Source organism: Mucilaginibacter pankratovii (assembly GCF_014773265.1).
GTDB lineage: Bacteria > Bacteroidota > Bacteroidia > Sphingobacteriales > Sphingobacteriaceae > Mucilaginibacter > Mucilaginibacter pankratovii.
The window spans coordinates 353,772-378,938 of record NZ_JACWMY010000003.1 but is presented as its reverse complement, the minus strand read 5'-3'; the positions used below and the strand labels follow the sequence as shown (position 1 = coordinate 378,938).

Genomic DNA, 25,167 nt, shown 5'->3' with positions numbered 1-25,167 from the left:
ATTACTTAAATTTGTATTTTGCACATCAATGTCGTTTACTTAAGAGTTAGCCCGTTGCGTAGCCTCACCCCAAACCCCTCTCCAAAGGAGAGGGGCTAAAAGTCCTCTCCTTTGGAGAGGATTTAGGTGAGGCTACTTAGTAGCTTAAGTACACGACATTTATTGCACATCTGAAATCTGCACATTTGCACATCTATGAATCCGTTAGACGCTCTTCAAAAATATTTTGGTTACAGCAATTTCAGGCATTCGCAGGAAGCCATTATACAGCATGTTTTAAACAAGCAGGATGTAATGGTGCTAATGCCAACGGGTGGCGGTAAATCACTTTGCTACCAGTTGCCCGCTGTATTATTAAATGGCTTAACGGTTGTGATATCGCCGTTGATCGCTTTAATGAAGGACCAGGTAGACAGCCTGAACCTGAGCGGCATCCCGGCAGCATTTTTAAATTCCAGCCAATCGCCTGAAGAGCAGAAAGACATTGCCATTCACTTAAAAAACAATGAGCTGCGCTTGCTTTACATTGCCCCGGAGCGCTTGTTCGGTAAAGATGATCGTTTAATAGTTTTCCTGAAGACCCTTCCCGTGGTGCAGATAGCCATTGATGAAGCGCACTGCATCTCGCAATGGGGGCACGATTTCCGGCCCGAATACCTGATGCTGGCAGGATTGAAAAAGGAGTTCCCCGGCGTTCCGGTAATCGCGCTAACCGCTACTGCCGATAAGCTCACGCAAAAAGATATCCTCGAGAAGCTAAACCTGCAAAAACCTGCGGTTTTTATCTCCTCGTTCAATCGCGAAAATATCACCTACCGCGTCAACCCAAAAAAGAACAGTTTTAACCAGCTCATTAATTTTTTGGAGGAACGGAAGGATGATTCGGGTATTATCTACTGCTTGTCGCGTAAGTCAACAGAATCGCTTGCAGAGAATTTAAAGGAAGAAGGTTTTTCTGCCGAGGCTTATCATGCGGGCTTAACCAACGAAACCAAGGCCAAAAACCAGGAAGCTTTCCTGCGGGATGAGGTAAAGATCATGGTAGCCACTATCGCCTTTGGCATGGGGATCAATAAATCGAACGTGCGCTACGTGGTGCATGTGGATCTGCCCAAGAACATAGAAGGTTACTACCAGGAAACCGGTCGCGCGGGCAGGGACGGGCTGCCTTCTGATGCGCTGTTGCTGTACTCGCCCGGCGATGCCATGAAGCTAAAGGGCTTTGCACAGGTGGAGAACAACCCCGAACAAAGCGCCATTATGATGAAAAAGCTGGACGATATGGTGAACTATTGCCAGCTGCATGCCTGCCGCCGCCAGTATTTAATGCAATACTTTGATGAGAATTTTCCGGATAATTGCGGCTCCTGCGATTTTTGTCTCAGCGAGTTTGTAAAATTCGATGGCACACTCATCGCCCAAAAGGCTTTATCCGCGGTAGCGAGGGTGAAGGAACGCTTTGGAGTTACCTACATTGTAGATTTCCTCCGCGGATCGCGCAGTGAGAAGATTTGGGGCGAACATAAATTATTGAAAACCTATGGTGCCGGTGCCGATATCAGCAAAGCCGACTGGCAGCGTTACCTGCGCGAGCTAATAGCTATGGGCTACCTCCGCCTTTCCGATGACGCGTACGCGTCGCTCAAACTCACCCTAAAAAGCGATGCGGTGCTAAAGGGCCTGGAAAAGGTAGAGCTCATCTCCTCGCAAACCACCGACGAAAAAGAAGCCGCCCCGCTGGATTTTGAAGCAGAACTGCTTAACACCCTCCGCAAAAAACGCCAGGAAATTGCCGTGATGGAAAACCTGCCGGCCTATATTATTTTATCCGATGCTACTCTACTGGAAATTGCCACCTATCTGCCGCAAAAGCTGGAGGAGCTGCGCCAGATCTCTGGTTTCGGCGATATTAAACTGGCGAGATACGGAAGGGAATTTTTAAGCCTGGTTACCGAATATTGTACGCAGAAAGATCTAACATCCCGCATCAGCCAAAAATCGGCTAAACGCGAGAGAAAACCTAAAAAAGAAAAAGTGCCGGATACCGCCAAGGTTAGTCTCGCACTCTTTAGGCAAGGGCAAACGGTTACCGAAATCGCGCATGAGCGGGGTTTATCGCCCATGACCATTGAGAACCATTTAGGCAATTTTATACAAAACGGAGAACTGGATGTGCTTGCGATTGTTAAAGAAGAAAAAATACCGGCCATAAAAGACGCCGTTGAAAAATATGGCAACGAACGACTGGCACCATTAAAGGAAATTTTAGGAGAGGCTTATACTTATGGCGAGATAAGGGCCGTAATTGCCTGGATGAACAGACAAATACAAGTATCATGACAGCTGCAGAACTCATCATATTAAACTCGGAAGAGGTGCGGCGGCGCAGCATCAAACTGGTGCAAGGCATCCCGCATGAAGTGATCTACTGGAAACCGGATGAGGAAGCCATGTCGATAATCGAAATGGTACGTCATATGCTGGAGTCCGAATATATCTATAACGAGATAGTAAAGACCAGGGGCAGGTTAGACGAGGATTTCGTAACGCCCTGGGAAAGCCGGTCGTTTACTACAATGGCTGATGAAATAGCATTTGCAGCGCTTTACCACCAACAATTTTTGGATAGCGTGCGGATGTACACCGACCAGGACCTGGACGAAATTGAAATTATCCGGGTAGACAGGAACCAGCGCAGAAAACTCGGCGATTACTTATTACGCATTGCCTACCACGAAAGTGTACATGCCGGTAACTTGCTCTCGTACCTAAGAATTCTTAATATTGACCGCCCGGACATCTGGGATTAATATTGCATACCATGGCCACTACCGAAGACATCTACCAGCTTTACCTGCAGCACCCGGTTATCAGTACAGATACCCGTAAAATTGCACCCGGCAGCCTCTTCTTTGCCCTTAAAGGCGATAAGTTTGATGCCAACACCTTCGCCGAAAAAGCGATAGAGGCGGGTGCGGCGTACGCCATTATTGATAACCCAGCATACGCACTTGGCGAAAAATATATCCTGGTAGACGATGGACTTACCGCATTACAAAACCTTGCAGCCCATCACCGCAGGCAGCTACACATCCCGGTTATTGGGCTTACGGGCACCAATGGCAAAACCACTACCAAAGAACTCATCAACGCTGTATTGTCCCAGCGTTTTAATACGCTGGCTACCGAGGGGAACCTTAATAACCATATCGGCGTGCCGCTTACCATCCTCAAAATTACAGCTGAACATGAAATGGCTGTGATAGAAATGGGCGCCAACCATCAAAAAGAAATTGCGCTGCTTTGCAGCATTGCCCAACCTACTCATGGCCTTATTACCAATGTGGGGAAAGCGCATTTAGAGGGCTTTGGCGGCGTGGAAGGCGTGCGGAAAGGTAAGGGGGAGATGTATGATTACCTTGCCCCAGGGAACGATGAAGAGCGTGCCATTGATAAACCGAATGGCGTTGCTTTTATTAACAGCGATGATGCTGTATTGATGGCCATGAAAGATGAACGCCGGCTTACTAACGTAATTTATTACGGGAAGAACGGAGATCCCGACAATATCATCAGCGGGAAATTACTGGATAGTTCGCCGCTGCTTGTGTTGGAATGGACGGATAATTTAGAGGGTGGCACTTACACCGTTCCCACTCATTTAACGGGTGCCTACAACCTGGATAATATACTGGTGGCAATCTGTATCGGCTCCACATTTGGACTGACGCCTGAGGAGATCAGCGATGGTATTGCCGGCTACGAGCCAAAGAATAACCGTTCGCAGATACAGCGCACTGTAACCAATACCCTCATCTGCGATTTTTATAATGCCAACCCCAGCAGCATGTTCGTGGCTATAGAGAACATGGATAAAATGCAGGGCAGCCACAAGGTTTTGATATTAGGCGATATGTTTGAGATGGGGGCCGAATCCGCGGCTGAGCACCTATCCGTTTTGAAAAAAGCGATGGAAGCCGATGTTCAGGAACGGATATTTATAGGGAAAGATTTTTTCAGCCAAAAAAGCGCAGCATCTGAAAATGCCACTTTTTACTTAACCGCGGAGGATGCGATAGAAGGATTAAAAACCAATCCAATTACAAATGCAACCGTTTTAATTAAAGGCTCGCGCGGTATGGCGCTGGAACGGTTGGTGGGGTTATTGTAATAATACCATCACGTCATTCTGAACTTGTTTCAGAACCCCCATCATAAAGGTAACCACAATACATATCCACTTTGCATCCACTCACCTGCCGTATGGGGTGCCGAAATAAATTCGGCATGACGTTGAGGCCTACTGTTAAATAGGCACAAATTAAAAAAGGGACAGCTTTCGCCGTCCCTTTTCCTTTATCTAAACAAATTCGCTTAAGCTAGCTTGCGCTTCACTTCTACGTTTTCGTATGCTTCTACTATATCGCCAACTTCTATGTTGTTGTAGTTGTTGATGTTCAAACCGCACTCGTAACCGGTTGCAACTTCTTTCACGTCGTCTTTAAAGCGTTTCAGTGAGGCCAGTTCGCCGGTATGGATTACCACGCCATCGCGAATGATACGGATCTTGCTGTTACGGGTAATTTTACCATCCAACACCATACAACCTGCAATTGTACCCACCTTGCTGATCTTGAATACGTCGCGGATCTCTACGTTAGCAACAATCTTCTCTTCGAAGGTTGGTGCAAGCATACCTTCCATCGCTGCTTTGATCTCATTGATCGCATCGTAGATGATAGAGTATAACCTGATATCGATCTGTTCTGCCTCGGCCAGTTTACGCGCACCTCCCGAAGGGCGTACCTGGAAACCGATGATGATCGCATCTGATGCCGAAGCCAGCAATACGTCGCTTTCTGAGATCTGACCAACCGCTTTCGATATAATGTTAACCTGTATCTGCTCGGTAGAAAGTTTCAGTAACGAATCTGACAACGCCTCGATAGAACCATCCACGTCACCCTTAACAATAATGTTAAGTTCCTTAAAGTTACCAACTGCCAAACGGCGGCCAATTTCATCAAGTGTGATGTGTTTCTGTGTACGTAAGCCCTGCTCGCGTTGTAATTGTAAACGTTTGTTGGCAATTTCACGTGCTTCCACTTCGCTTTCCAGTGCGTTGAACTTGTCGCCCGCTGTTGGTGCGCCCTGCATACCCAGCACCTGTACCGGTGTAGATGGGCCTGCCGAATCTACGCGCTGGCCACGCTCGTTGGTTAATGCTTTTACACGGCCGCTGTAGCAACCTGCTAATATCGGGTCGCCCACTTTTAGGCGGCCTGCCTGTACCAGTACCGTAGTAACAATACCACGGCCTTTATCCAGGGCCGATTCTATTACCGTACCAACGGCACGTTTGTTAGGGTTAGCGGTAAGCTCAAGCAATTCTGCTTCAAGCAATACTTTCTCTAACAGTAGTTCGATATTTAAGCCTGTTTTGGCAGATATTTCCTGGGTTTGGTATTTACCACCCCATTCTTCTACCAGTATGTTCATGGCAGACAATTGCTCGCGCACTTTATCTGCGTTGGCACCCGGCCTGTCTATCTTGTTGAATGCGAAAATGATTGGTGCACCTGCAGCCTGCGCGTGGTTTATGGCCTCGCGGGTTTGCGGCATCACGCTATCATCAGCAGCAATTACAATAATAACAATATCTGTTACCTGTGCACCCCTGGCACGCATGGCGGTAAACGCCTCGTGGCCCGGTGTATCCAGGAAGGTGATTTTTCCTTTATCATCCGGCAAAGTTACTTCGTAAGCGCCAATGTGCTGGGTTATGCCCCCTGCTTCACCGCCGATAACGTTGGTTTTGCGGATAAAATCGAGCAAGGATGTTTTACCGTGGTCAACGTGGCCCATTATGGTCACGATTGGTGCACGCGGTATCAACTGATCCGGCTCATCAGGCGAATCTAAATTTGCTTCTTCATCCTGTGGTTTTACAAACTCTACCTGGAAACCAAACTCATCAGCAACAATGCTTAAAGTTTCGGCATCCAAACGCTGGTTGATGGATACGAACATACCCAAACTCATACAAGTGGAGATGATCTGCGTAACAGATACATCCATCATCAAAGCCAGCTCGTTCGCGGTAACAAACTCGGTAACCTTGATCACTTTGGATTGTGCATCCTGCTCCATTGCCAGTTCTTCGGCGGTTGCAGCAACATCATCACGCTTCTGACGGCGGAACTTAGCACGCTGTGCAAACTTACCGGATTTACCTGCACCGCTTAAACGTGCAAGCGTTGCTTTGATCTGGTCTTGTATATCTTTTTCAGTAGGTTCTTCCTTAGGGCCGGTACTTGGCGGCGAATTCCTGTTACCTCCGCCTCTAAAATCGGGGCGATTACCTGCGCCGCCTCCGGGAGGGCCGCTTGGCCTGTTCCTAAAATCGGGACGGTTTGGATTGATAGGGCCGCTTGGCGGTGCCTGCTGCCCGGTGCTATTGCCACCCTGGCCGCCGCCGCCACCTTGCGCGTCTTTACGTTTACGTTTACGCTTATGATCTGCCGCGTTACCCGCAGCATTTGACGATGATGCAACCGGACCGCCACGCTTGGGCGTATTACTAACCGGCAGTTGTATTTTGCCTATAATTTTTGGTCCGCTAAGGCGTTCTGCGCTCGCGCGGATAACGTCGTCGCCTTCCTCTACCGCTGCAGGAGTTTCTACAACAGGTGCAGCAACTTCTTTAACAGGCTCGGGTGCTTTTGGTGCTTCCGCAACAGGTGCCGCAACTTCTTTAACAGGCTCGGGTGCTTTTGGTGCTTCCGCAACAGGTGCCGCAACTTCTTTAACAGGCTCGGGCGCTTTTGGTGCTTCCGCAACAGGGGCAACAACCTCTTTAACAGGCTCTGGCGCTTTTGGCGCTTCTACCACAGGGGCTTCTACCTTTGGTGCTTCTGCAACCGGGGCAACTTCTTTAACAGGCTCTGGTGCTTTTGGCGCTTCCGCCGGTTTTGCACCCAGGTTGTTCAAGTCTATTTTACCCACAACGGTAACACCAGGCAAGCCGGTATTACTGCGGTCTTCCACTTTCGGCTGTGCCGGTTCAGCAGGTTTTGGCTTCTCAGCCGGTGCTGAAGAAAAATGACCTGTGTTTTTGATCAGGATCTCTTCGTTCTCAAAATCTCTCGAACGGCGTGGCTGCTCTACAGGGCGCTCAGGCGTTTGTACACCTTCTTCCTTGCGGATATTACCAATCTTGATCTGTTTGGCCTCTTCTTTAATAATTTTATCAACAGCAAACTCCTTTAACAAGGTAGTATACATATCGTTATCCAGCTTGGCCATTGGGTGCTTCTCCACCTTGTAACCTTTAGTAGCTAAGAAATCGACAAGGGTACCCATACCGATGTTCAGTTCTTTTACTGCTTTTATTAATTTTATAGATTTGTCTTCTGACATTTATTATTATTTCTCTGCTCTAATTATCGCAAAAATACGATTTTAATTTTGCTTATTCTGTTTATTCAAACTCAGCCTGCAGAATTGATAAAACTTCTTTTACGGTTTCTTCCTCTAAATCGGTACGTTTTACCAATTCGCCAACAGAAAGCGCTAATACTGATTTTGCCGTATCTAAGCCAATGCGCTTAAATTCGTCCAGTATCCAGCTATCAATTTCATCTGAGAATTCTTCGATATCCACATCCTCGTCATGCTCGTCTGCCTCGCGGTAAACATCAATTTCGTAACCTGTCAATTTACCTGCCAGTTTGATGTTATGGCCACCACGACCGATAGCTAACGACACCTGATCGGGCTTTAAGTAAACTGCCGCAGTTTTTTTCTCGTCATCTAATTTAATAGATGTGATCTTTGCGGGCGACAGTGCACGCTGTATGTATAGTTGTATGTTATTAGTGTAGTTAATAACATCAATATTCTCATTCTTCAGCTCGCGAACAATACCGTGGATACGTGACCCTTTCATACCTACGCAGGCACCAACCGGATCGATACGATCGTCATAAGATTCTACCGCAACTTTCGCCCTTTCGCCCGGCTCGCGAACGATCTTTTTGATGGTAATTAAACCGTCGAAAATTTCCGGAACCTCCATCTCGAACAAACGCTGTAAAAACTCAGGCGCAGTACGAGAGATGATGATCTTAGGGTTGCTGTTCAGCATATCAACCTTGCTGATGATGGCGCGTACGCTATCACCTTTCTTAAAGTAATCCGCCGGGATCTGCTCTGTTTTTGGTAATAAAAGCTCGTTGCCTTCATCATCCAAAACCAAAGTTTCTTTTTTCCAAACCTGGTAAACCTCACCGGTAACAATTTCGCCAACGCGGTCTTTATATTTTTTGAAGATCTCGTCTTTCTCCAGCTCCAGAATTTTTGACACCAAAGTTTGGCGTGCTGCTAAAATAGCGCGGCGGCCAAAGCTTTCTAAAGTGATCTGCTCAATTTGCTCGTCGCCAACTTCCAGGTCGGCATCAAATGCCTTAGCTTCCAGTAATTCAACCTCCAGGTCGTCATCCTCGCTAAAACCATCTTCCACAACCACACGTGTGCGCCAGATCTCTAAGTCACCGTTATCGGTATTCACAATAACGTCGCAGTTCTCATCGGTACCGTATTTTTTCCTGATCATGCTTCTGAAAACGTCTTCCAGTACGCTCATCATGGTTGGGCGATCGATGTTCTTGAAATCTTTAAATTCCTGAAAAGAATCAATTAAATTAATATTGCTCATTTTCTTACTTGAATGATATTAAAACTTTTGTCTCTGTTATTTTATCTGTGGGGATGGTGCTTTCAACAGTTTCAGCCTTTTTCCCTTTTTCTTTTATTGTTTCTTCTATAGTAATAGCACCTTCGCCAACACTCAGCAATTTGCCTTCGCGTTTTGTACCATCTGCCATTTTAATTCCCAACGTACGGCCAACATTTTTGGCATATTGCCTTGGCAAAGTAAGCGGGGTATCAATCCCCGGCGATGAAACCTCTAAATTATAGGCTTCTTCTATCACATTCTCTTCCTCCAGGTGGAAGCCTACGTGCCTGCTTATCGCGGCGCAATCGGCTATGCCAATGCCATTATCTCCATCCACCAACACTATTAATTTACCGTTCGAATGCATTTTAACATCCACCAAAAACAAGTTTGGCATATCGGCAATTTTCTCTTCAATCAGTTCTGTTACTCTTTTTTCAATATTCATTATCGGGTCGGTTTATCTGAATGATAATTTGATCGATAAAATAAAAGAGGGGACTAAAGCCCCCTCTTTTTTAATTCGGATACAAATGTACGAAATATTTTTTATTTCAAATGCTTATTGCTTAAAAATCAAATCGGTAAATTGTGTTTGCCCCGGTCGCAACTGTCCCCGCAGATAGTCGGAAGCCTTTTTGCCCTTATCAAAACGATACCAGCGCACAAAGTAGGTTTGGCTGGCGGCAAAAGGGGTATCGGGTGTAAAAACAACCATGCTATCCACAATCTGGTATTTGCCCGGCTGCTCGGGTTGATAGCTCTTCATATCGGTATCGGCAGGCATCCGGTAAACAGGTACCAAACCTTGCCAGCCTTTGCCTATGGTATCACGACTCACTTCGCCTATAATGTCCTGATCAAGCCCTTTAAACTGCAGGGACTTTTTGTTATTAGTTAAGGATATGCTGATGCTGTTGAGCTGCGGTTTGGGGGAGCAGGCGAAGAGGAAGGTGGCGAGGATGATTGCGCAATAGGTCTTCATTCGTCAAACGGCATTATAAAAAAATCAGCCTCATCTATTTGCTCACACCCTTTTTCTATATTTTTTTCAAATGCCTCAAGCTCATCGGCGCTTAAAGTATTGACAAAGCTCTTAATTTTATTTTTGAAAGCTTTGCTCGGTTCTTTGTCCGTCATAAAAATGAGTTCTTACGCAAAGATATTACATAAATTTATAAATAGAGATAAACATTGCTGCTAATAAAATACGCGGCCACCTTTGCCGTTATCAACATAAATTCGCCAAATCTTTAATGAAACCTAAACCGTCATTCGCTCTTTTACTGGCCCTCCTTTGGTGCCTTACTGCTTTAGCAGAAACGCCCCATATCGACCTGACCCGTACCAGAGAAAAAGCCAAACAGGCTTTGCTGTTTTCTAAAGAACGTGGCTACAATTCCCGTTATTGTATTTTAATTGATATGAGCCTGCCCAGCGGGGTTAAGCGCTTTATGGTTTGGGATTTTAAGAAGAATAACGCCATAACATCCGGCCTGGTTAGCCATGGCTGCGGGCGAAGCCCATGGTCGGGTGAGTGGAGTAAGGATACGCCGGCCTTTAGCAATGCGGATGGCAGCCATTGTACAGCATTGGGTAAATATACGGTTGACGCCCGTGGTTACAGTGCCTGGGGTATCAATATAAAATACTATTTAACCGGGCTGGAAAGCACCAACAGCAATGCCTACGCACGCCAAATCGTTTTCCATTCCTGGGAGAAAGTGAGCGAAACGGAGGTTTACCCTAACGGCACCCCAGAAGGCTGGGGATGCCCCGCCATATCCAATCAAACCATGAAAACGGTGGATGCCCTGTTGAAAAAGCAGAGGAAAAAGGTTTTGATGTGGGTGTATAATTGATAGCTATGCGCAATGAATATACGTCATGCCGAATTTATTTCGGCACCCCACACGGCAGGTACGGCGCATACATAGCGGTTAGCATGTTGGCTACTTACATGATGGGGTGCTGAAAAAATTTCAGCATGACGATGGTTTACTTTGAAAGCTTTCTATTTCCCCTTCAGCGTCTCCTCAAATAATTTATAGATGCGTTTATACTCATCCGTCCAGCTGCTGGGTTGTACAAAGCCGTGGTCTTCTACGGGGTAGGATGCCAGTTCCCAATTCTCTTTGTGCAGCTCTATCAGCTTTTGCGTAAGGCGGATGATATCCTGGTAATTTACGTTTTGGTCTACCATGCCATGCAGCATCAGTAGCTTGCCTTTTAGCCCGTTGGCAAAGTAAATGGGCGAACTTTGGCGGTAAGCAATATCATCCTCAAAAGGCTCATTTAAAATATTAGAGGTGTAGCCATGGTTATAATGCGCCCAATCGGTAACCGAGCGTATCGCCCCGCCCGATGCAAATACATCCGGCTGCGTAAACAAGGCCATTAAGGTAATAAAACCACCGTACGAGCCGCCATATAAGCCAACATGTTTAGGGTTAATGCCATATTTATCAACCAAATATTTTACACCGTCTACCTGGTCGGTGAGATCTTTTCCACCCATGTGGCGGTAAATGCCGGTACGCATATCGCGCCCGTAGCCCGAACTGGCGGTGTAGTCGATATCTATCACCGTATAGCCATTATCTGCCAGCATGTTGTTAAACATATACTCGCGGAAATAGCTGCTCCACCAGTAATGTACATTTTGCAGGTAGCCTGCACCGTGTACAAATACCACGGCAGGCTTTGCCGGATCAGCTGTTCTGGGCTGATAAACGCGGGCATAAATATCGCTGCCGTAACGGTTTTTAAAGCTGATCACCTCCGGTTGCTTCCAGGCATAGGAGTTAAATTCAGCCGAAGTAGAGTTAGTCACCTGCACCGCTTTTGCGCCGGGCTTATTAGGCTGCACATACAGCTCCCAGGGCTTGTTGGAATAAGAGTAGCGGATAGCCAGCCATTTTTCATCGGGTGAAAGATCGATCTCATTCCCACCCTTCATGCTGGTTAGCTTTACAGGTGAGCCGCCGCTTACCGGGATCTTATAAAAATGAGTAATACCTGGGTGCTCAATGTTGGCGGTAAAATAAAAGGTCTTTTTATCGTTGGAGAGTTTCAGCGTTTGCACTTCCCATTTGCCGGAGGTAAGTTGTTTTTTCTCGCCGCTTACCAGATCCATCAGGTACAGGTGCGAATAGCCGCTGGCTTCGCTTTGATAATAAAAATGGGTGTTATCGGTAAAGCCAAGGCTGCCATTGGCGAAGAAACCGCCGGTACCGGGGCCGCCTATCCAGGCTTCGTCGCGTTGGCGATCCAGAAGGGTTAATTTACCGGAGGCTGCATCCAGTTTCATGATCCAGCGGTCTTTATTATCCTGCGATTCTACCACAACCACCGCGTATTTGCTGTCCTCGCTCCAAACCGGTACGCCAATATCTACCCTGCGGTCGGCATTGGCTTTTTTGCGGTCTTCCAATAGTTTGGGATAGTCTTTCAGGTAATCGGGCAGGTCTTTTATGCCGGGGATCTCTTTGGTAGAGATGGCGTAAACACTATCGCGTTTGATATCAAACACATAACTTACCGACGTGGATTGCGGCGCGCCCACCTTGGTGCGGTTGGGGATATCCTCTGTAAAGCCCGAGCCGGTTACATAGTTAGGCACAATGCCATTTTTAGCGCCCTCGGCAGGCTGTATCAGGCGGTAAGTAATATACCTGCCATCCGGACTTAGCTGTACACTATTTACCCGTTTATCGCCATAAACTATCTCCTTTAATTTTGCAGGCTGCATTTCCTTGCGCTCGATGCTATCCAGCTTGCGGTCCTTATCCTCCACTTTAATAATGTCGAATAATTCCAGCTGCTGTTTTTTCAGGTATTTTTCCTGCTGGTTATCGGTATTCTTTTTGGTGGTGCTGCTTGCCGCTTTTACAAAATTGGTTAGCTGCACCAGCTGCCCTTTAGCAAGGCTGAGTTTGTACAGGTTGTTTTCTTTAGAGAACAGGACGGCGCTTTCATCAGCCGTAAAAACGGGGATGGCTTCGCGCTCGGTTGTGCTGGTAAGCTGAGTGATTTTGCCTATTTTTATATCAGAAAGGTAAATATCGCCATTGCGTTCAAAAGCTTTCAGGGTGCGCTTTTTGTTCCAGCTGCCGTTTTCGGGTGCCATATCGCGTTGTTCCTCTGTGGCTACTTCCCTCGGTTTCAGGTTGGTTGGAGTGATGGAAAAAAGCCCGTCGCGTTCTTCGCTTTTGGGGTTCCAGTTAAAATAGACTTTCCTGCTGTCGTCGCTCCAGCGGACTTTGGAGGGCGATACCCCCATCCATTTTGGGTCGCGCATGATCTTTTCGATGCTCAGCGTTTCCAGCTTTTGTGCCGATGCACCGGCAAATACAAATAACAGTAATGAGGTAAAGAGTTTCTTCATGGAATATAGCTTAGCCGCCGCAATTTAGCAGTTTAAGTAATATTACTATTTTTAACGATTGGATTGTTACAAATGGAAATAAAAGGCACAGGATTTACACTGCGAAATTGGCGCTTGAGCGATGCTCCGGCTTTACAGCGCCTGGCTGATAACCCCAAAATTGCCGCGAACCTTTACAATCGTTTTCCATCGCCATACACTATGGAAGATGCGGAGTTTTTTATCGGCATCAATATAAACGAGCAGCCCCCTAAAACTTTTGTAATAGATATCGATGGCGAGTTTGCCGGTACTATCGGCCTCACATTTCGCGACGATGTGTTTACCCGGTCGCCGCTGTTTGGTTATTGGCTTGGCGAGCCCTATTGGGGGCGTGGTATCATGAGCGAAGCCGCCGGCTTGGTTACGCAATACGCCTTCCAAACTTTTGACATTATCTGCCTGCAGGCCGGGGTTTTCAGCTATAATCCAACATCAATGCGGGTGCTGGAAAAAACTGGCTTTATCAAACAGGGAATTTTAAAAGGAGCCGTCTTTAAAAACGGCCACGTGTTGGACGAGCATATTTATATGGCCTATCCGCCTGCGTCGACCCAACAAGATATTTGATGAGCACATTTATCCCCTGTACATGACATGATCATTAAGACGCGAAGTATCGCGTCTCTACCATACCTATTAATTCGTTATATTTAACCATGAAAAAAATCATCCCAACCCTGCTTATTTTGGCTTCGTTCGCTATCATTTCCTGCGGTAACCAGAGCGCGAACACGGCAAAAACAACTGCCGATTCGCTGAGTAAGCGGGCTACACAACTTTCGCTGAATAAAAAGATGGTAGCCGAATTTTACCAGGAATTTTTTGGCGATAAAAATATTGGCGCATTGGATAAATATTTAGCGGATAATTACATTCAGCATAACCCCGGCTTACCCGATGGTAAGGAAGCTTTACGCCAGGGTGCTACCGTTTGGTTTAAAGGCGCGCCAAAAACCAAAATAGATATCCAGCACCTCAGCGCTGATGGCGACCTGGTGTACATCCACCTGAAGAGTAAAATGGGCGATAAGGTAAATTCTGTGATTGATATTTTCAGGATAGAGAACGGCAAGATAGCCGAACATTGGGATGTGATACAGGAAGTGCCTGCCAAATCGGCCAATGCGCACCCGATGTTTTAACCTCTTTCGTCATGCTGAACCTGTTTCAGCCACCCCACATGCATAGTAGCGAATAAGCATCACGGAGGACCTTTCAGATGGGACCCCGAAATAAATTCGGGATGACGGTTTGTTAATAAATCTTCCTGTAAAATTCCTTCACCATCCCGCCGGGATCCAAGGATAAATTAACGGCAGAAGAAACGGCAACACCGTAAATGCCGGTTGCTAAAAGGGGTTCCGCATCCTTCAATTGTACGCCGCCAACGGCTATTACGGGAATCTCTATCGGCTGTTTTTCTAACTCGCGATAGCCATTATAACCCAGCAATGGTTTATTGTTTGGTTTTGTATCGGTATGTGCAAAGGGGCCATAGCCGCAATAATCTACTATACCGGTGTTTTGTACGTGCAGTAATGCCTCTACATTGGTGGCCGATGCGCCTAAGGTTTTTTCATCTGTTATCACTTTGCGGATAGCGGCAAAATCGGCATCAAGGTCCTCTATGTGTACGCCCTGGGCATCCACCTTATCCAACAGGTGATAGTGGTTGGCGAGGATGAGCGTGGCGCCCCAGTCGTCGCAAATGGAAGCTATCTGGTGGATCTCGATTATCATTTCCTCATCACTTTTGCTCATGCAACGATACTGCACCCAGTTTGCACCCGCTTCGCAGGCTATTTGCGCCTGTTGGATGTGGCTGCGATGCGGCAGATCCTGTGTGAGGTAATGAAATTTGGAGATGTATTTTCTCATGTTATTAGTCCGGAAGCCGGAAAGTCCGGGAAGTCGGAAAGATAGGATTTATCTTCTCATCCCGCGGAGGAATCCTCATTATCTTTCGGACTTACCGGACTGCGGACTTCCCGACTTTCTCTAATCTTTAAACCATTTCAGCACTTCGCCAATTGGTGCGCCAATGTTTCCGCTTGGTGCTTGTATATGCAATAAAGCGGCGAGGGTGGCGGCAATATCGGTCATGTGAGTTTCGCGTACCAGGCTGCCGTGTTTAATACCCCAGCCCATAAATACCAGCGGGATATGTGCATCGTAAGGGTTCCAGGTGCCGTGTGTGGTACCAGTACCGCCGTGCCCACCATACCAACCCGGTTTCAGGATGATCTGGATAGTGCCGCTGCGTTCCACGTTATAACCGTTACTGATCCGCGTGCGCAGGTCTTCCGGGATATTGGCAGCCTGCACCTTTTGCATATCTACCGCGTAGGCCACACCTGCCTGCTTTTGCAAAGCAGCGATGCAATCGGCCTTCAGTGCTTCTTCGCTGATGGCCTCCTTGCTAATCAGCGCATTGTTAAAGTTCACCTGATAATTATTCAGGCCCAAAACCAGGTTTTTAGCCTTGTATTTATCTTCTAACAATTTATTCAGCTGTGTACGCGCGGCCGTTTCGTCCCAATAACCGGCGGGGATATTATGATCTATCAAAAACTGCGGATTGTGGGCCGCGCCATGATCGGCTGTTAAGAAAACCGTATAATTTCCTTTCCCAACTTTGGCATCCAGGTAAGTAAAAAATGCGCTCAGATCGTTGTCCAGGCGCAGGTAAGTGTCTTCTGCCTCAACAGAGTTTGGACCAAACTGGTGGCCAACGTAATCTGTTGAAGATAAGCTCACCGCTAAAAAATCGGTCACCACATTTTTGCCCAGCTGTTCGTTTTCTACGGCGGCCTTGGCCAAATCGAGCGTAAGGCTGTTGCCGTACGGCGTACTGCGGATCATCCCGATGCGCCCCTTGTACAACTCTGATGTTTTGATAGGGAAGGTTGGGGCCTCGGCACCGCTAAATTTGCCCTCGTATCTGGGGCTGTTATCTGTAGCGCTTTGCACATAAGTATTCAGCGGATACAGCGTGTTCCAATCCTGCTTTAAGTATTTCTCGGCAGGCTTGCCGGCGTTGAAAGCTTTTACCCAGGCAGGCAGATCCTTCATGTAATAAGTACTGCTTATCCAGGCGCCGTTGGCATCATCAAACCAATAGGCGGCATTAGCGGCATGGCCGGCCGGCAATATCCCGCCACGATCTTTAAGTGCTATGCCGATAACCTTCGAGCGAAAGTTTGTTGCCAGTTTCAACTCATCGGTAATGGTGCTCGCCAGCAGGTTACGCGGCGACATTTTGCCGGCTATGGATGTGCTGCCTACGGCAGTAACGGTGCTATCATCTGTACAATACATCGATTTGCCGGTGGCCTGTATAATGAAATCGTTCCCGGCAATACCGTGGATAGACGGAACAGAACCGGTATACACCGTTGAATGGCCTATAGCAGTAACCGTTGGGATATAGGGAATAAGCGTATTTTCGCAGGTAAAACCCTCGTTAAGCATTCTTTTAAAGCCGCCTGCCTGATAGCGGTCGTAATAGCGGTAGAGGTAATCCCAGCGCATTTGGTCAACCACTATCCCTACTACTAATTTGGGGCGCGGCAGGGTTGATGTGGTGGTTATTGTTTTTTTACTTTGGGCGGATGCACCGGTTGCGACAAGAAATACCGCAAAGAACAGGGATCTGAATTTCATACAATAGCAGAATTAAATAACGCAAATATGAACAATGATATGAATTATCCGTGTGATATTTGCGTTACGTAATGGTTAAGACAATATCGGTTTGTGATCATTCGCAATAGGATTACTCCATAAAAGTAAGCAGCGCATGTTGGCTGGCGGTGTGCAGATCGCGCCACACGCGGTTAATTTCTGTATCGGGAGATGCTGCAAGTAAGCCGCAGTATGGGTAAAGCAAGTCCACACTTTCGCGTGCGGTTTTGGCGAGTAAGCGGCTTACATGGCTTACCTGCTTCAACATCCCCTGATTAGTTGGCTCTGCCCAGGAAACCTCAACAGCTTTAAAAAATCGAAGTCGTACCTGGTTGAGCTCTTTACTTGCATCTGCGAGGGCATTATGCATCACAGCAACGTTAGCCTCGTTTACGCGGCGGATGTTTGTGGCTTTATACGCAAAGGCCGGCGCGCAAAGATCGATAAAATGAACCGCCATGCCAGATAGATTTGCCGCGAGCGTGGCTTCTGCCAGTTGTAAAAAGGGGTAGGTATACAGCAGCGAATCGATCACGGCTGCATCGGCGTCAATTTTAAAACACCGGCTTTTATCAATGTAAAGGTTATTCACCTCGTAGGCATCGCTGCCTGTGGCTACCATGCCCATATATTTCCAGCCGGGCAAAAGTTTTACATCTGCACTATTCAAAATAAATGGCAGTATCAGCTGTGCACCATCCTCATCTAACACGGGTTCGCCGTTGTTGGTAATGAGGCAGTTTACAGTAATGTGCGTGGCATGGTGTACGCCGCTTGCATATTTCCAATTGCCGTTAATGATATAGCCGTCGCCGGTAATATCAGCGGTACCCGTTGCCGCGCCGCTGCCGGCAATACAGGCTTCGGTATCGGCATAAACCCTTTCGGCAATGCCGGGTTGCAAAAAGCCGCCAAACCAGCCGGCACCGCAGCATAGTGTTACTACCCAGCCCAGGCTGCCGTCGGCCCAGCTAAGGGCTTCTTCAATTTCAATTAATTGCGGCAATGGTGTTTCTGATCCCCCATAAGCAGCAGGCGCAAGCAGGTTAAACCATTGCTGCTGATAGATCAGGTTTAACTGTTCCGGGTGCAGCTTACCCAGTTTTTCTGCCTCTGCGGCATGGCTGCGAATGGTTTCTATCCAGCCGGGATGCAAATGGGTTGATGGATGTTCTGTCATATCAGCTTGCAACAAGGGTTAATTTTTCTTTATTGATGATCTTGCGCCAGTCGTAATAACCAAAAATGGCCACGATAAATAGTATCAGCGTAAGCACAGCAAACATCACCAGGTTTTTATGGTAAAGCAGCGGGATGGCAAACAGGTTACTCACATTTAAGAGCACCCAGTTCTCTATTTTACGCCGGGCCAGCAGCCACATACCGGCCCAGGCCGTAGAAGATACCCAGGCATCCCAAACCGGCACGGTAGATTTGGTAAAATTTATCAGCAATAAATACAGCAAACCCCAGCCCACAAACACAATAAGCAGGGTAATTATCCATTCGCGCTTGTTGGCGTAGGCTACTTTTACAGCGGGTTTCCCCCGCTTTTTCACCCAGTGGTACCAGCCGTAAACGCTCATCACTACGTAGTAGCCGTTCAGCAAAACCTCTGCATATAACGCTACCTCCAGCAGCAGAAAAATGGATATTAAAGTGGCGGCTATACCGCTTGGGTATAGCCACACTTTATTAGCACGCGCCAGCAGTACTTCGGCAACGCCTAATATTACGGCAGTCCATTCCAGCCAGGTTGTAGCCTTTAGTTGTTCTACAAAAAGCGTTAGCCAGCTCTGCATCCGCCTAAAAACTTAAGCTAACAGATGCCAGGAAGTTGCGCGTTGCCTGCGGAAAGTAGTAGTTATAGTTAACCACCTGCCCGCCTTCAATATCGGGATAGGTAGCGCCGTTAGCTTCATACTTTTTGCTGAAGATATTGTTCACCAGCAGGCCCAGGCCAATGTTTTTAACTGACCGGACGCTGAAATTGTACCGCAGCCTCACATCGCTCACAAAATAGCTTTTCAGCAGCCTATCGGTGATAAAAGAGTTATTGCCCGATGAGGGGAACCCAACAGGATTGGTATTGGATGTATTATCTAAATATTGCCTGCTTATATATTTGCTGATGAACGCAATCTCGCCGCCCTTAAATGGTGCAAGGCTGATCTCGCTGGAAGCGATGAACGATGGCGAGTAGGCGATATCGGTTTTCTTCAGCAGGATGAATGCTTGGGTGCCATCGTCGTAATTATTAAAAAACTGACCGTAGTTTTTGATCTTATTGGTGCTGATGGTTACCGTTGCCGCCCAGCTAAGCGCTTTAGTGATTTTCACCCGGCCATCCAGCTCTATACCCGCGCGGTAGCTGTCCTTTACGTTATTGCGGATCTGTGCGCCAACATCATTTAACGCGCCGGTTAATATCAGCTGGTTTTTATACAGCATATAAAACAGGTTGATGCCGCCTTTAAAAACGCCGGTGCTGGTGCGGTAACCCGCTTCAAAATCCTTTAGGTTTTCTGCTTTGGGTCTGCTGGCGGGGGTGCTGTTGGTGTAATCGTCGCGGTTGGGCTCGTGGTTGCCTACGGCAAAGGACGCGTAGATATTATTCTGCGCGTCGAACTCGTAGGTAACGCCAACTTTAGGGTTGAAGAAATTGAGCGTAGCATTTTGCTGCACATTGTTCAAATTCCTGTCGAACCCTAAGAAAGAATAGTAAATGCGGCGGTATTGCATATCGGCAAATACGGTGGTGTTGCCGGTTTTCCATTCACCGCGGCCGAAGATGTTAAAATCGTTCTTTTTGGCATCGTCGCGGTAGTACTCATAGTTAGGACTGATCCCTGCGCTTTGTTTGGTATAAATAATATTGCCAAAATGCGCACCGGAGTAGCGGTTGTAGGCGCCGCCAAGCGTAAAGTTGAGGTTAGCCTGCGGCAGGTATTTTAAGGCGTAGGTAACGCCGTAAAAATCATTATCCAGCCAGCGGCGGCGGGCCAGGTCGGTATTGGTGATGGTGGTTCCACCGATAACTACCGGCGTTAAGCCATAATCCGCAACCTTGGCATCGGTTTTAAATTCCTCGTAATAGCCTTTGCCTTTTGTATAATGCAGCGCACCGCTAAAGGAAACTTTATCAGATAGTTTCTGATCATACAGTAACTGGTAGTGGTTTTGCAGATAATCATCTACCTGGTCTTTATAATAAGCGCCATCGGGCATCAGGCCCAACTCGTTGTAACGGCGGCGGTTGGGGATGCTCTCATCGCTGATGATATAATCGGGGATGCCGTTCCAGGCCTGGTAAGTACGCTCGTAACCCGAGAAGATATTAGCCCGCAGCGTGCTGTTAGCGCCGTAATACGCGCCGCTCACAAAAAACGATTTCAGCTGCGAAGAAGCCCTGTCGATATACCCGTCGGATTTAATGCGCGATAAGCGCCCATCTACGCTGAATTTACCACCCAGCAAACCTGTACCCAGGTTGATGGTGTTTTTTACCGAGCCGTAAGAACCTACCGAGTTGTTAATATCGGCATAGCCCGTATCACGCCGGGTGGTGGTTTGGATGTTGATACTGCCGCCGAACGCGCCCGCGCCATTGGTTGATGTACCTACGCCACGCTGCACCTGGATGTTGTTGATAGAGGAGGTGATATCGGGCAGGTCGACAAAATAGGAACCCTGGCTTTCCGAATCGTTATACGGGATGCCATTGATGGTAACATTTACCCGGCTTGCATCGCTCCCGCGGATGCGGATACCGGTATAACCTATGCCCGCACCCGCATCTGAAGTAATTACTACGGATGGCGTTTGGTTGAGCATGTAAGGCAGATCCTGCCCAAAGTTGGTTTTCTCCAGATCTTTCTTACTTAAATTGGTAAATGCCGTTGGCGAATTGCGGCCCGCGCGGGTGGCAGTTACTACAACTTCTTCGGCACTGAATGTGCTGCGGCTAAGTACAAAATTTACCGGTTGATTAACTTGCGCAGTTACTACTTTAGCAAGTGTTTGATAGCCTACGTAACTCGCTTTTAACAGATAGCTTCCTTCCGGAAACGTACCCAGACTATAATTACCGTTTACATCGGCTTGTGTGCTTTGAGCCGGTTTTACAAGAGTGACTGTTGCGCCGGGCAATGCTTCGCCGGCTTGATTGGTGATTTTTCCGCTGATAGAAAACTGGGCCGATGCCAAAACAGGCAACAGCAGGGCGAAGAGCGCCGCAAATAAATTTTTCAAAATGTGTTGAACAAAAATGAGTTAAACCATCTGCCGCCGGGATAAAACGGCAGTACACTTAACTTGTTACCTCTCCCTACGCCGGCATTACCCGGATCAGGTGCATGTTGGATAGTGGTTAGTAGTCAGTAGTTAGCAGTCAGTGGTTAGTTTTCACTCACCATTCACAACTCACCATTTACAACTCACTATTCACAACAATGGGTTTGATCTCAGCCTGTCTTTCAGTTTGGTAAAATAACCTGCAGATTATTTTTAGTACACCAAAGCAAGGCACCCCTTGAGAATTATAGGGCAAATATAGGAATCATTTCGGAATTAGGATGTTCGATTTCGGATTTGATGTGAAACGACATTTTCAACCCCGGCTCTTAAAGTAATTTATAGCTTTGTGACGCATGATAACCATTAAACAACTTGACCGGGGCCGGGACAACAATTTCGACCAGATCAGGTTTATTGCCGCTACGCTCGTTATCTTTTCGCATGCTTACCTGGTTACGGGTGCTTTTGGCCGGGAGCCGCTTATTAATGCAGTGGGGTTTACAGACCTTGGCGAAGTTGGTGTAAAGGTTTTTTTTACCATCAGTGGCTACCTGGTCACCAAAAGCCTTTACAGCCAGCCCACCCTGGGGAGTTTTGTTTGGGCGCGTGTGCTCAGGATATTTCCGGCATTGTTCGTCTCGGTATTGTTTTGCGCTTTGGTTATCGGCCCTATCTGCACCACCCTTCCCTTAGGCGAGTACCTGTTTAACCGGGTAACGCTGCGTTTTATATGGCGGCTTGCAACCCTGCACAATTTTAGCAACGTATTACCGGGCACTTTCGGGCAAAACCCTTATCCGGCTGCTATCAATAACCCGGTTTGGACACTGGCCGCCGAACTGCTTTTTTATGCGGTTGTATTAGCCTTGGGGCTTATCCTGCTTATCTGGAAAAAACAATTCAACACAATCCTTAAAGCACTACCGGTGTTAATTGCTGTGCTTGTTTTTTTTGCCGGTATTACTTATGATGCCGGGTATATGCACTGGGTGCTTTCCTGGGCAGTGTTATTTGGGCTTGGCGCTTTTTGTTATTTTTTTTGCCGTTATATTATCATCAGCATCCCGCTGTTTTGCGGTTTGCTATTAACCAGCATCGCGTTTTTTTATTTTAAACTGCCCATGTTGATGTGGGTTTATAACATCACGCTGGTATATGGTGTATTCATATTTGCTTACCACCCCAGGTTGCAGGTAAAGGGTTTTCACAAGTTGGGCGACCTCTCTTATGGGCTGTACATCTACGCTTTCCCTATACAGCAACTGGTCGTAGCAAAAATACCCGGCATCAGTATTACCGGTGTTTTTTTTATGGCCTACATACCCGCGTTGGGGCTGGCCGCCCTATCATGGTACTTTGTTGAAAAGCCTGCCTTAAAATTAAAAAGCCGCCCATCGGTTAAAATACCTTAAACCTTTCTCCTTTCGCCCCAAAAATGTACTTTTGCAAACTTTTTAAAAAGGAATTATGCTTAGAACACATACCTGCGGGCAATTAAATATCAGCAATTTAGGGGAAACCGTTACCCTTTGCGGATGGGTGCAAAAATCGCGCGACTTGGGCGGTACCACTTTTATTGACGTACGCGACCGCTACGGCCTTACCCAGCTTGTTTTAAATACCGATACCGATGCCGACCTGCGCGAAGCCGGCCGCCAGTTGGGCCGCGAGTTTGTCATAAAGGTTACCGGCAAAGTGGTAGAGCGTTCTAACAAAAACACCAAAATTGCTACCGGCGAAATTGAAATTACCGTTACCGAACTGGAAATTTTGAACGCCGCCAAGATACCTCCATTCCTGATAGAGGACGAAACCGACGGCGGCGAAGAGCTGCGCGCCAAATACCGCTACCTGGATCTGCGCCGTAACCCTATCCGCAACAACCTGGTGCTTCGCCACAAAATGGCGCAGGAGATCCGCAAGTACCTGGATGGTTTGGATTTTATAGAGGTGGAAACCCCGGTGCTGATCAAATCTACTCCCGAAGGTGCGCGCGACTTTGTGGTGCCAAGCCGCATGAACCCGGGCGAGTTTTACGCCCTGCCGCAATCGCCGCAAACCTTTAAACAATTATTGATGGTGAGCGGGTTCGACCGTTACTTCCAGATAGTGAAATGCTTTAGGGATGAGGACCTGCGCGCCGACCGCCAGCCGGAGTTTACCCAGATAGACTGTGAGATGTCGTTCATCACCCAGGAAGATATCCTGAATATTTTTGAAGGCCTTACCCGCCATCTGTTCCGCAACGTGAAAGGCTTAGAGCTTGGCGATTTCCCGCGCATGCAATACGCCGATGCGATGCGTTTATACGGTTCTGATAAACCCGATACCCGTTTTGGGATGGAATTTGTGGAATTGAACGATGTGGTTAAAGGCAAAGGCTTCGGCATTTTTGATAATGCAGAGCTTGTCGTAGGCATCAACGCAAAAGGCTGCGCCGGTTATACCCGCAAGCAGATTGACGAATTGACCGAGTGGATGAAACGCCCGCAAATTGGCGCTACCGGCTTAATTTATGCCCGCCACAACGAAGACGGCAGCATTAAATCATCGGTAGATAAATTTTACAACGAAGAAGAACTGGCCAAATGGAGCGCTGCTTTCCAAACAGAAAAAGGTGACTTAATATTGATCCTGGCCGGCTCGACAGATAAAGTACGCAAGCAACTGAACGAATTACGCCTGGAAATTGGCGGCCGTTTAGGCTTACGTGATAAAAATAAATTCGCGCCGCTTTGGGTATTGGATTTCCCGCTGCTGGAATGGGACGAAGAAACTGAGCGTTACCATGCCATGCACCACCCCTTTACTTCGCCGAAGCCGGAGGATATTGCCATGCTGGATACCGACCCTAAAAACGTACGCGCCAATGCATACGATTTGGTGATAAACGGTACCGAAATCGGCGGCGGCAGTATCCGTATCCACGACAGGGCCTTGCAATCACTGATGTTTAAACATCTTGGCTTCTCGCCGGAAGAAGCGCAGAAACAATTCGGCTTTTTAATGGATGCCTTTGAATACGGCGCACCTCCGCACGGCGGTATCGCCTTCGGGTTTGATAGGCTTACCTCTATCTTCGCCGGCCTGGATTCTATCCGCGATGTGATCGCTTTCCCTAAGAACAATTCGGGCCGCGATGTAATGATAGATTCGCCATCAACCATCGCCGATACGCAGATGAACGAACTAAAAATAAAAACAACTGTATCATTATCTTAATTTCCGCCGTTACCCTTGTATATGAAAAGATATCTATTAGTCCTTAGTTTATTGATAATTGGCTGTTCGGCCTGTAAAAAAGAAGCGAAATTTGATGCAGCGGCACAAGCGGTTAAAGACGAAGCTGCTATCCAGGCTTTTCTTACGGCTAACCCAAGTATTACCGCCACAAAAGATGCATCGGGTGTTTATTACCAGATCATCACCCCCGGCACAGGCACAAATCCCACGCTGTCATCAACCGTTACGGTAAACTATGTGGGTAAGTTGTTAGATGGGTCGCAATTTGATAAAGGCACGGGCACTACGTACCCGCTAAGTGGCTTTATACAAGGCTGGCAAAAAGGTATCCCCTTTTTAAAACCAGGCGGCCGCATGCTGCTGATCGTACCATCAGCTTTAGCTTATGGCAACAGTTCTCCGGGCGCGGGCATCCCTGCAAATTCGGTACTGGTATTTACTATCGACCTGCTAAGCGTCACTAACTAAATTCAATAAAAATTATATCGGAAAGCGCCTTGTGATAACAGGGCGCTTTTTTTTGTTTTGGGTGGATCGCCAAAGGCCCCTTTCTCTATCATGCCTTTCGGTATAACAGAGGGATTACCAGCCACAATTTCTCTTAACTTAAAAAACCACTCCTGCTGTTGCGATAAAAAAGTTTACAAAAGTTTACACAATTCAATGTGCTAACAACCCAAACACCTAATAATCAAGCTATTAAAATCTTACAGGGTTTACATAAATATCGGATCATTTTTGCCTGTCAGTTAATTATTACCGGCTGTTAGCTTCGTGA

20 protein-coding genes are annotated in these 25,167 nt (G+C 47.2%); 9 read left to right on the top strand and 11 right to left on the bottom strand.

Annotated elements, in window-relative coordinates; genetic code table 11:
* The first annotated feature begins 195 nt into the window (after positions 1-195).
* Genes recQ through IDJ77_RS07410 form a run of 3 tightly spaced genes read left to right on the top strand, consistent with a single transcriptional unit; the run spans position 196 to position 4,171 of the window.
* A complete protein-coding gene (gene recQ / locus IDJ77_RS07420) occupies positions 196-2,340 on the top strand; it encodes a DNA helicase RecQ (RefSeq protein WP_191188304.1) in 2,145 nt (714 codons plus the stop codon).
* Positions 2,337-2,810 (top strand): DinB family protein, encoded by a 474-nt coding sequence (locus IDJ77_RS07415; protein WP_191188303.1) that lies wholly within the window; start codon positions 2,337-2,339, stop codon positions 2,808-2,810. The genes recQ and IDJ77_RS07415 overlap by 4 nt, the downstream gene beginning before the upstream one ends.
* Positions 2,811-2,821: 11 nt before the next feature.
* Positions 2,822-4,171 (top strand): UDP-N-acetylmuramoyl-tripeptide--D-alanyl-D-alanine ligase, encoded by a 1,350-nt coding sequence (locus tag IDJ77_RS07410; RefSeq protein WP_191188302.1) that lies wholly within the window; start codon positions 2,822-2,824, stop codon positions 4,169-4,171.
* Positions 4,172-4,374: 203 nt separating this feature from the next.
* Here the strand turns inward: IDJ77_RS07410 and infB are convergent, their stop codons facing one another.
* The 5 genes from infB to IDJ77_RS07385 form a co-directional block, all read right to left on the bottom strand.
* Positions 4,375-7,419, bottom strand: a complete 3,045-nt coding sequence (infB, locus tag IDJ77_RS07405) for a translation initiation factor IF-2 (RefSeq protein ID WP_191188301.1) — start codon at positions 7,417-7,419, stop codon at positions 4,375-4,377.
* A 61-nt stretch (positions 7,420-7,480) separates the two neighbouring features.
* Positions 7,481-8,716, bottom strand: a complete 1,236-nt coding sequence (gene nusA / locus IDJ77_RS07400; protein ID WP_191188300.1) for a transcription termination factor NusA — start codon at positions 8,714-8,716, stop codon at positions 7,481-7,483.
* A 4-nt stretch (positions 8,717-8,720) separates the two neighbouring features.
* Positions 8,721-9,185 (bottom strand): ribosome assembly cofactor RimP, encoded by a 465-nt coding sequence (gene rimP / locus IDJ77_RS07395; protein ID WP_191188299.1) that lies wholly within the window; start codon positions 9,183-9,185, stop codon positions 8,721-8,723.
* A 114-nt stretch (positions 9,186-9,299) separates the two neighbouring features.
* Complete coding sequence (locus tag IDJ77_RS07390) at positions 9,300-9,722, bottom strand: hypothetical protein (RefSeq protein WP_191188298.1); 423 nt, start codon at positions 9,720-9,722, stop codon at positions 9,300-9,302.
* A complete protein-coding gene (locus tag IDJ77_RS07385) occupies positions 9,719-9,877 on the bottom strand; it encodes a hypothetical protein (protein WP_191188297.1) in 159 nt (52 codons plus the stop codon). Before IDJ77_RS07385 ends, IDJ77_RS07390 begins: the two co-directional genes overlap by 4 nt.
* Positions 9,878-9,993: 116 nt before the next feature.
* On the opposite strand from IDJ77_RS07385, the gene IDJ77_RS07380 reads away from it, so the two are divergent.
* Positions 9,994-10,599, top strand: coding sequence for a murein L,D-transpeptidase catalytic domain-containing protein (locus IDJ77_RS07380; protein WP_191188296.1), 606 nt, complete (start codon positions 9,994-9,996; stop codon positions 10,597-10,599).
* A 152-nt stretch (positions 10,600-10,751) separates the two neighbouring features.
* Here IDJ77_RS07380 and IDJ77_RS07375 read toward each other — a convergent pair whose 3' ends face one another.
* Positions 10,752-13,124 carry a S9 family peptidase gene (locus tag IDJ77_RS07375; RefSeq protein WP_191188295.1) on the bottom strand — a complete coding sequence of 791 codons (2,373 nt, stop codon included), beginning with the start codon at positions 13,122-13,124 and terminating at the stop codon, positions 10,752-10,754.
* 72 nt (positions 13,125-13,196) lie between these two features.
* Between IDJ77_RS07375 and IDJ77_RS07370 the strand changes: the two genes are divergently transcribed.
* Together IDJ77_RS07370 and IDJ77_RS07365 are read left to right on the top strand one after the other, a co-directional pair.
* On the top strand, positions 13,197-13,733 hold the full coding sequence (locus IDJ77_RS07370; protein ID WP_191188294.1) for a GNAT family N-acetyltransferase: 537 nt from the start codon (positions 13,197-13,199) through the stop codon (positions 13,731-13,733).
* 89 nt (positions 13,734-13,822) lie between these two features.
* Positions 13,823-14,308 carry a nuclear transport factor 2 family protein gene (locus IDJ77_RS07365; protein WP_191188293.1) on the top strand — a complete coding sequence of 162 codons (486 nt, stop codon included), beginning with the start codon at positions 13,823-13,825 and terminating at the stop codon, positions 14,306-14,308.
* Positions 14,309-14,420: 112 nt separating this feature from the next.
* Here IDJ77_RS07365 and IDJ77_RS07360 read toward each other — a convergent pair whose 3' ends face one another.
* From IDJ77_RS07360 to IDJ77_RS07340, 5 genes are all read right to left on the bottom strand, one after another.
* Positions 14,421-15,044 carry a thiamine phosphate synthase gene (locus tag IDJ77_RS07360; RefSeq protein WP_191188292.1) on the bottom strand — a complete coding sequence of 208 codons (624 nt, stop codon included), beginning with the start codon at positions 15,042-15,044 and terminating at the stop codon, positions 14,421-14,423.
* 120 nt (positions 15,045-15,164) lie between these two features.
* Complete coding sequence (gene pafA, locus IDJ77_RS07355; RefSeq protein WP_191188291.1) at positions 15,165-16,829, bottom strand: alkaline phosphatase PafA; 1,665 nt, start codon at positions 16,827-16,829, stop codon at positions 15,165-15,167.
* 112 nt (positions 16,830-16,941) lie between these two features.
* A complete protein-coding gene (locus tag IDJ77_RS07350; RefSeq protein ID WP_191188290.1) occupies positions 16,942-18,030 on the bottom strand; it encodes an acyl-CoA dehydrogenase family protein in 1,089 nt (362 codons plus the stop codon).
* A 1-nt stretch (position 18,031) separates the two neighbouring features.
* Entirely contained in the window at positions 18,032-18,652 is a 621-nt protein-coding gene (gene pnuC, locus IDJ77_RS07345; RefSeq protein ID WP_191188289.1) for a nicotinamide riboside transporter PnuC, read from the bottom strand.
* Positions 18,653-18,656: 4 nt separating this feature from the next.
* Positions 18,657-21,101 carry a TonB-dependent receptor gene (locus tag IDJ77_RS07340; RefSeq protein ID WP_224751001.1) on the bottom strand — a complete coding sequence of 815 codons (2,445 nt, stop codon included), beginning with the start codon at positions 21,099-21,101 and terminating at the stop codon, positions 18,657-18,659.
* A gap of 398 nt (positions 21,102-21,499) precedes the next feature.
* On the opposite strand from IDJ77_RS07340, the gene IDJ77_RS07335 reads away from it, so the two are divergent.
* From IDJ77_RS07335 to IDJ77_RS07325, 3 genes are read left to right on the top strand one after another with little or no spacing between them, the layout of a single operon-like run.
* Entirely contained in the window at positions 21,500-22,558 is a 1,059-nt protein-coding gene (locus IDJ77_RS07335; protein WP_191188288.1) for an acyltransferase family protein, read from the top strand.
* A 55-nt stretch (positions 22,559-22,613) separates the two neighbouring features.
* Positions 22,614-24,368 (top strand): aspartate--tRNA ligase, encoded by a 1,755-nt coding sequence (aspS, locus tag IDJ77_RS07330; protein WP_191188287.1) that lies wholly within the window; start codon positions 22,614-22,616, stop codon positions 24,366-24,368.
* A gap of 21 nt (positions 24,369-24,389) precedes the next feature.
* Positions 24,390-24,857 (top strand): FKBP-type peptidyl-prolyl cis-trans isomerase, encoded by a 468-nt coding sequence (locus IDJ77_RS07325; RefSeq protein WP_191188286.1) that lies wholly within the window; start codon positions 24,390-24,392, stop codon positions 24,855-24,857.
* Positions 24,858-25,167 lie beyond the last annotated feature (310 nt).